This window comes from Stenotrophomonas sp. P5_A8 (assembly GCF_056400545.1).
This window is the reverse complement of sequence record NZ_JBFULB010000176.1, coordinates 1-7,911: the sequence shown is the minus strand read 5'-3', so window position 1 is coordinate 7,911 and position 7,911 is coordinate 1. Positions and strand designations below refer to the sequence as shown.

Below are 7,911 nucleotides of genomic sequence, written 5' to 3'. Positions count from 1 at the left end.
GTCCTGTACCAGGGCCGGGCCACGGAAAATCAGGCCGCTGTAGCACTGCACCAGCGCGGCACCGGCGGACATCTTGGCCACCGCGTCAGCGCCGGACTGGATGCCGCCGACGCCGATCAGCGGCATCGATTCGGGCAGGCGCGCGCGCAGGCGGMGCAGCACCAGGGTGGATTGGCCGAGCAGCGGCGCACCGGACAGGCCGCCAGCTTCCTGCGCCAGCCTGTCGCCGGCAACCGCACTGCGGTCGATGGTGGTGTTGGTGGCGATCACCCCGTCGACCTGCAGCTCGCTGAGCACGCGCGCGGCGGCATCGATGTCGCGGTCGCTCAGGTCCGGTGCCACCTTGACCAGCATCGGCACGCGTTTGCCATGTTGGGCGGCCAGGGATTCCTGGCTCTCGCGCAGCTGCGACACCAGCTGGCGCAGCGCGTTCTCTTCCTGCAGCTCACGCAGGCCGGCGGTGTTGGGCGAGGAGATGTTGACGGTAATGTAGTCGGCCAGCGGATACACCTTCTGCAGGCAGTGCTGGTAGTCGTCGAACGCCTGCTCGTTGGGGGTGTCCTTGTTCTTGCCGATGTTGATCCCGAGCAGGCCGCTGCGGCGCTTGGCGCGCTCGACGTTGCGCACCAGTGCATCCACGCCGAGGTTGTTGAACCCCATGCGGTTGATGATGGCCTGGTGCGCCGGCAGCCGGAACAGCCGCGGCTTGGGATTGCCGGCCTGCGGGCGCGGGGTGATCGTGCCGATCTCGACAAAGCCGAAGCCCAGTGCCAGCAGCGCGTCGATGTGCTCACCGTTCTTGTCCARCCCGGCCGCCAGCCCAACCGGGTTGGGAAACGTCAGGCCGAAGGCCTGGGTCGGCAACGGCGCGATGCGGCCGGCCAGCAGCGGCGTGGTGCCGGTGCGGTAGGYCAGCTCCAGGGCGCTCAGGCCCAGGCCGTGGGCGCGCTCGGCGTCGAAGGTGAAGAGAAAGGGACGGGCAAGCGAGTACATGGCGTTCTATCAGTCCAGCGTGCCGACGAAGGCGCGGGTGTGGTATTCAAAAGCGACCTGGCCGTCCACGGCATGCGCGTCGAACAGTTGCTGCAGGGCCTCCAGCATTGGCGCATGGCGCGGATGCCCGGCCTGCGGGGCGTAGGAAGAGGACAGCAGCCGTCCACGCAGGCCATCGAGATCCATGCGCTGCACATTGGGGAAGCTGGCCATGCCGCGCAGGCCGGGGCCGAACCAGGCGCGCATCGCGTCGTCGTCCTGGTAGCGCTCGGCGACCTGGGTGTAATCGGTGCCGAACTCCAGCAGCAGCTGCTCGTAGCCGATCAGGAACGGCGAGGCATCGAGCAGGCGCGAATTCCAGAACACCAGCGCCATCCCGCCCGGGTGCAGGATGCGCGCCCATTCGGCGCGCACCGCGTCGGTGTCGAACCAGTGGAAGGCCTGCGCGGCCGCCACCAGGCCGACGCTGTCATCGGCCAGCGTGGTCGCTTCGGCGGTGCCGTCGACCAGTTTGAGGCGCAGGTAATCGGGGGCCAGCCACTGCTCGGCGGCCGCGCGCATGGCCGCGTTGGGTTCCACCGCGATCACCGGGTGGCCGCTGGCCAGGAACAGGCGGGTGGAGATGCCGGTGCCGGCGCCGATGTCGGCGACCAGGGTTTCGGTGGCCACGCCGATGTCGTGATGCAGCCAGTCCAGCAGGGCCGGCGGGTAATCGGGACGGTAGCGGACGTAGTCGGCGACCCGGCTGCTGAAGCGTTCGGTCGAGTCCGATGCGCTCATGAAGACCTCACGATTGGGATGCGGCAAACAGGGCCAGTCCACCGAAGAACAACAGGAACCCAGCCACCACCAGCAGGCTGCCGATCACCGCCACCCAGCCCAGGATCAGGCCGGTAAGCGCCAGCCCGTCGCCTTCCAGCGCCTGTGGCTGACGGCGGATGTCCGCGCGCGCCATGTGCCCGGTGATGATCGCAACGAGGCTGCCGATGAACGGCAATAGCGTCCAGCCGACGATGCCCATGACCAGGCTGACGACCGCCAACGCGCTGGTTTGTCGAAGTGGCTGGTTCATCCGGTTCCTCCAAGGCAATGCGCCCATGATAGTGCCTGTGGCCGGTTTATCCCATCGACCGCAGGGTGCCGGCACCGCCTGCGCGGGTCGGTGCGAGCGAAGGCGCGCGGCGTCCAGCGCACCCCGCTCACCCACCGGCATCCTCCGTGATGGCGATGACATGCGTGGCGAAGCGGGGGTTCAGCCCATCAGGACCTGGCCGCCATCCACGTTCAAGGTGTGGCCGGTGATCCAGCCCGCCAGCGGCGAACACAGGAACAGCGCGGCGTTGGCGATCTCCTGCGGCTGCCCGAAGCGGCCGAACGGAATCTTCGCCAGGGTGCCGTGGTACAGCGTGGGATCCTGCTCACGGCGGCGCGCCCACAGCCCATCCTCGAACTCGATCGAGCCCGGTGCAATGGCATTGACGCGGATCCGCTGCGGCGCCAGTGCCAGCGCCTGCGAGGTGGTGTAGTGCATCAGCGCCGCCTTGGCCGCGGCATACGGCGCGGCACCCGGACGCGGCTGCTGGGCCGCGATCGAGGCCAGATTGAGAATGCACGCGTCGCTGGACTGCTGCAGCCAGGGCAGGGCCAGTCGCGAGGCGCGCACCGCCGACATCAGGTCGACGCTGAGGCTGGCTTCCCAGCCGGCCTCGTCGTCGGCCATGCCATAGCCGGTGGCGTTGTTGACCAGAATATCGATGCCGCCCAGGGCAGCGGCCGCATCGGCCAGCCAGCGGCCGATGTCGTCCAGTACCGCCAGATCCGCAGCCGCGGTATGCACGTCCAGGCCAAGCGCCTGGGCGTCATCGCGCAGCGCGGCAAGCCCCTGCTCACCGCGTGCGCATACCGAAACGCGGGCGCCCGCCGCAGCGAACGCCAGCGCCATCGCGCGCCCGATGCCCTTGCTGCCACCGGCAATCAGTACCCGGCGCCCGGAAAAATCCAGGCGCGGGCCGGCAGCGGTCTCGGACGCGCCCGCCATCACAGGTCGAACTTGATGCCCTGGGCCAGCGGCAGCGAGTCGGAGTAGTTGATGGTGTTGGTCTGGCGGCGCATGTACACCTTCCACGCATCCGAACCGGACTCGCGGCCACCGCCGGTATCCTTCTCGCCACCGAACGCGCCGCCGATTTCCGCACCGGACGTACCGATGTTGACGTTGGCGATACCGCAGTCCGAGCCGGCCGCCGACAGGAAGCGCTCTGCGGTCTTCAGGTTGGTGGTGAAGATCGACGAGGACAGGCCCTGCGGCACGCCGTTCTGCATGTCGATGGCTTCATCCAGCGTGCTGTACTTCATCACGTACAGGATCGGCGCGAAGGTTTCGTGCTGCACCACTTCGTCGCTGTTCTTCAGCCCGGTGACGATGGCCGGCAGCACGAAGTTGCCGGCGCGGTCGATGCGGGTGCCGCCGGTTTCCACGGTGCCGCCGCTGGCCTTGGCCTTCTCGATCGAGGCCAGGAACTGCTGCACGGCGCCGTCGCTGTTGAGCGGGCCCATCAGGTTGGCCGGGTCGGTCGGATCGCCGATCTTGCCTTCCACCTGCTTGTACGCCTTGATCAGCGTGGCCAGCACGTCGTCATGGATGGATTCGTGCACGATCAACCGGCGCGTGGTGGTGCAGCGCTGGCCGGCGGTGCCGACCGCACCGAACACGATGCCCGGGATGGCCAGCTTCAGGTCGGCGGTTTCGTCCAGGATGATGGCGTTGTTGCCGCCCAGTTCCAGCAGGCAACGACCCAGGCGATGGGCGACCTTCTCGGCGACCTGGCGGCCCACCTGGGTCGACCCGGTGAAACTGATCAGCGGCACGCGCTTGTCGGCCACCATCTTCTGCGACAGCTCGGTGCCGGCATCGTTGATGAGGAAGAACAGGTCCGGGAAGCCGCCGTCGCGCAGCGCTTCATTGCAGATGCGCATCGAGGCGATGGCGGTCAGCGGGGTCTTGTTGGACGGCTTCCACAGGCAGATGTCGCCGCAGATCGTGGCCAGGAACGAATTCCATGCCCACACCGCGACCGGGAAGTTGAACGCACTGATGATGCCGACCAGGCCCAGCGGCTGGTACTGCTCGTACATGCGGTGGCCCGGCCGCTCCGAATGCATGGTGTAGCCATACAGCATGCGGCTCTGGCCCACGGCGAAGTCGGCGATGTCGATCATCTCCTGCACTTCGCCGTCACCCTCGGGCTTGCTCTTGCCCATTTCCAGGGCGACCAGCGAACCCAGCGCATCCTTATTGGCGCGCAGCGCTTCGCCGCACAGGCGCACGGCTTCGCCACGGCGCGGGGCCGGGGTGGTGCGCCACACTTTGAAGGCTTCCTGCGCGCGCGCGATGATGGTTTCGTAATCGGCGTCGGTGGTGGCGTGCACGGTGGCGATCGCTTCACCGGTGGTCGGGTTGATCGGGGTGATCACACCGGCACTGGTGGCGGTGGACCACTCGCCGTTGCCCAGATAGGTGCCAGCGTTGGTCGCGTCCAGGCCAAGGGCCTTGAGCAGCTCAGAGGACATGCAAACTCCTGTTGCGTATCAAAAAAGGGCGCAGCCGCTGGCAGGGTGGGGGGCGGCATGCAGAACGCCGATTCTACCCGGTCGCCGCAGGCGATGCCCGGCTGCACCCGGCGCGTACGCGGTAGCCCTAAACAGGTAGAGCCGGGCCATGCCCGGCTGCTCTTCCCCTGCAACCGGATAGAATGTCGCCCATTGTTCGCCCCCAGGAATCTGAATGAACGTTACCGTTGCGGAAGGTGTGGTTGTCGGCAATCGTCTGCCATTCGTGCTGTTTGGCGGCCTCAACGTGCTCGAAGACCTCGATTCGACCCTGCACGCGGCCGAACACTTCAGCACGGTGACCGCCAAGCTCGGCATCCCGTATGTGTTCAAGGCCTCGTTCGACAAGGCCAACCGTTCCTCGATCGCCTCCTATCGTGGCGTCGGCCTGGACGAAGGGCTGCGCATCTTCGAAGAGGTGAAGCGTCGTTTCGGCGTGCCGGTGATCACCGACGTGCACGAAGTGGCGCAGGCCGCCCCGGTGGCCGAGGTGGTCGACGTGCTGCAGCTTCCGGCGTTCCTGGCCCGCCAGACCGACCTGGTCGAGGCGATCGCGCGCACCGGCCGCACGGTCAACGTCAAGAAGCCGCAGTTCCTCAGCCCCACGCAGATGAAGCACATCGCGGCCAAGATCCGCGAAGCGGGCAACGAGAACATCATCCTGTGCGAGCGCGGTGCGCAGTTCGGTTACGACAACCTGGTCGTGGACATGCTGGGCTTCCGCGAGATGACCGAATCCACCGGCGGTCTGCCGGTGATCTTCGATGTCACCCACAGCCTGCAGCGTCGTGACGCCGGCAGCGACGCCTCCGGTGGCCGCCGTCGCCAGGTGGCCGAATTGGCGCGCTCGGGCATGGCGCTCGGCCTGGCCGGCCTGTTCCTGGAAGCCCACCGCGACCCGGACCACGCCCGCTGCGACGGCCCCAGCGCACTGCCGCTGGCCGCACTGGAACCGTTCCTGGTGCAGATGAAGGCGCTGGACGAACTGGTCAAGGGCTTCCCGGAACTGGATATCCGCTGATCCGGCCCACCCACGCGATGCGGCGGCGGCCTTGGTCCCGTCGCTGAATGTGGGTATCCTTCACGGCTGCACCTGCGTCGCGGGTGCGGCATTTGGCCCCGTAGCTCAGCTGGATAGAGCGTCCCCCTCCTAAGGGGAAGGTCGCCCGTTCGAATCGGGCCGGGGTCACCAAAAACAATGGCTTACAACCATGGCTGGTCGAACTTTCCGCCGCAAACCGCTTCCTTTCATCCGCGTTCTGGCACAGTTGGCACAGTGAAGATGCTGGGGGCCGCATGGGGTCGAGCAAGCTGTTTGAGCAGCCGCGGCAAAAGCTGCAGCGAGCAGGAGCACATATCCTAGAAGTGGAGCGCGCAATAGCCGCGTACTTCGCTACTGATTGGTGTTCTCGCGATCTAACCTGCGATGCGGACGGAAAGTACAACTTATCCGTGGTCATGCGTGGAGAACCGGCTGGGCTAAACGTAGCGTTAGGCGACGCAATTCACAACCTCCGCGCATGTCTTGATCTACTCGCGGTGGAAGTCGTGAAGCTAAATGGGGGGAGTTCAAAGGGTGTCTACTTCCCCTTCGCTGACGCAGCAGAGAACCTAGAGGCGACGATTAAGGGCCGCAAATGGGATCGTGCGGCTCCGGAGGACGTGGAAATTGTCAGGGCGCTGCGTCCTTACACGGKCGGCAACCAACTGCTGAGAGCACTTCATGATCTGGACATCCAAGACAAGCACCTTTCACTTATTCCCAACGGCGCATTTCTCGCTTCGGGAGGGGTTCGAGTAAGGCAGGACGAGAACGGTAAGCCAGTTGGATTCGATGAGGGAAAGCTGGAGTTTGAGCTGGACCCGACGAGTACTCCGACTGCGGCCTTCGTCTTCCAGGACGACAGCGCATTTCCAGGAGAAGAGGTTACTGCCGTTCTACGTCGGCTAGCCAATCTCGTGGCCGAAGTTGTTGACAAGTTCGCAGCTCGTCACAGCTGACCAAAGGTCTAGAACCGCAGTTTGGCGACCGCACCATCGTCCCCATCGGGCGTAAGGTGTGCGTAGTATTTTTACGTCGTAGCGTAGTCCGCTTGCCCTGCAAGAATTTGCTCTCGGCGAAGTGGCACGCCGCCCATCACCATATGAGCCACAGCGCGCAGACCGCGCGCGAGGACGGCGGTTTCGGAAACCGGCGCGAGCAGGTGCCCGGCCAGGATCTGGGCCCGGCGCAATGGGAGCCAGGGCATCAACACGTTCGCGCAGAACGTATGACGAAGGCGGTGRAGACTCCCGTCCATACCCGGTCTGCTTCTGCGAATCTAGCTGGCAGGAAGCCGGGTGCGCGGGGTGTCCTTCATGAGATTGGCGCGAATGGCGGCGAGCCTTTCCGCCGACGTTCGGGCAGCGCGCATCACGGCATCGGTGCCAGGCCTCCAACGCGTCAGCTTTTCGGTTTCGTGGTTCCAATGGAGGATGTCTCGTATCGCGACGCCATCCACAACCCGCATTACCAGATGGTTGCCGGTTCCATTCGACGCGAGCGCCACAAGATCAAGTGATCGAAGGTGGATTCCCCACGCACCGCGCAGGTTCTCATGCGTGACCGATCCAGCCGTCTTCCGCGGGTTGCCGGRATCAAAGACCGGGAAAAATCGCCACCCACCCGGTAGCTCGGTGCAGTTGTGCGTGAGCCAGACGGCCCTGAGTTCAACTGGAAACACAACGCCCAGCTCTCGCTCCGCCTGATCAATGAGCGCTGCAGTGGCAACAGTGGTACTTCCCGGCATCGTCGTCTCCTTTCTTCGGGAATGCCGATTGTATGAAACAGCATCGGGCCGGGGTCACCAGCATCACCGCATCGGGCTTTCGCCTTTCGTCATACCCAGGATGCACTGCAGCAGGACCTGTCGTTTTCCCGCGTCGCTGTCCTCCTGCCAACAGCCCAGCATCTGCAGCCAGAACCCGTCCGCCGCCAGGCGCGCGGCGCGGAGGTGGGGATCGGCGCGTTCGGCGGGAAATGCCTCCAGGCGCGCCGCAAGCCAGTTTCGCCAGAGGTCGGCGAACGCCGGTTCCACCAGCGCGGTGAGCGAGAACTTCACCCAAATGCGATCTTCCGTCTGCATCGCATCGAACGTTGCGGTGACGTAGGCGCGTGTGAACCTGCCATGGGCCAGCGTGTCGCGCGCGAGGATCGCATCGAGTTCGTCGCCGAAGCGCAGGAGACCGTCGGCGTAAGCCGCTTCCAGCAGCTGCTGGCGATTGGCGAAGTGATGGAAGAGGGCGCCTTTGCTGACCCCGGCACGCTCG

General features: G+C 65.6%; 9 protein-coding genes and 1 tRNA gene. 3 read left to right on the top strand and 7 right to left on the bottom strand.

The genetic code is table 11. The features are described 5' to 3' along the window. From AC1DQP_RS12965 to amaB, 5 genes are all read right to left on the bottom strand, one after another. Positions 1-993 (bottom strand): quinone-dependent dihydroorotate dehydrogenase (locus AC1DQP_RS12965; protein WP_478051744.1); only part of this gene is annotated, 993 nt, incomplete at its 3' end. 9 nt (positions 994-1,002) lie between these two features. Further along, positions 1,003-1,773 carry a class I SAM-dependent methyltransferase gene (locus AC1DQP_RS12960; RefSeq protein WP_478051743.1) on the bottom strand — a complete coding sequence of 257 codons (771 nt, stop codon included), beginning with the start codon at positions 1,771-1,773 and terminating at the stop codon, positions 1,003-1,005. Positions 1,774-1,780: 7 nt separating this feature from the next. Then, a complete protein-coding gene (locus AC1DQP_RS12955; RefSeq protein WP_457321145.1) occupies positions 1,781-2,065 on the bottom strand; it encodes a DUF4190 domain-containing protein in 285 nt (94 codons plus the stop codon). 180 nt (positions 2,066-2,245) lie between these two features. Further along, positions 2,246-3,031: an SDR family NAD(P)-dependent oxidoreductase gene (locus AC1DQP_RS12950; protein ID WP_457321143.1), complete on the bottom strand. Its 786-nt coding sequence runs from the start codon at positions 3,029-3,031 to the stop codon at positions 2,246-2,248. Next, a complete protein-coding gene (gene amaB / locus AC1DQP_RS12945; protein ID WP_256773927.1) occupies positions 3,031-4,563 on the bottom strand; it encodes an L-piperidine-6-carboxylate dehydrogenase in 1,533 nt (510 codons plus the stop codon). Before amaB ends, AC1DQP_RS12950 begins: the two co-directional genes overlap by 1 nt. A 214-nt stretch (positions 4,564-4,777) precedes the next feature. On the opposite strand from amaB, the gene kdsA reads away from it, so the two are divergent. From kdsA to AC1DQP_RS12930, 3 genes are all read left to right on the top strand, one after another. Next, on the top strand, positions 4,778-5,623 hold the full coding sequence (kdsA, locus tag AC1DQP_RS12940; RefSeq protein WP_256773926.1) for a 3-deoxy-8-phosphooctulonate synthase: 846 nt from the start codon (positions 4,778-4,780) through the stop codon (positions 5,621-5,623). 94 nt (positions 5,624-5,717) lie between these two features. Further along, positions 5,718-5,794, top strand: a tRNA-Arg gene (locus AC1DQP_RS12935). Positions 5,795-5,898: 104 nt separating this feature from the next. After that, positions 5,899-6,603 (top strand): hypothetical protein, encoded by a 705-nt coding sequence (locus tag AC1DQP_RS12930; protein ID WP_478051742.1) that lies wholly within the window; start codon positions 5,899-5,901, stop codon positions 6,601-6,603. A gap of 320 nt (positions 6,604-6,923) precedes the next feature. Here the strand turns inward: AC1DQP_RS12930 and AC1DQP_RS12925 are convergent, their stop codons facing one another. Together AC1DQP_RS12925 and AC1DQP_RS12920 are read right to left on the bottom strand one after the other, a co-directional pair. Then, positions 6,924-7,391 (bottom strand): SMI1/KNR4 family protein, encoded by a 468-nt coding sequence (locus AC1DQP_RS12925; RefSeq protein WP_478051741.1) that lies wholly within the window; start codon positions 7,389-7,391, stop codon positions 6,924-6,926. A 63-nt stretch (positions 7,392-7,454) separates the two neighbouring features. Further along, a partial coding sequence (locus tag AC1DQP_RS12920) for a TetR/AcrR family transcriptional regulator (RefSeq protein ID WP_478051740.1) occupies positions 7,455-7,911 on the bottom strand: 457 nt, incomplete at its 5' end.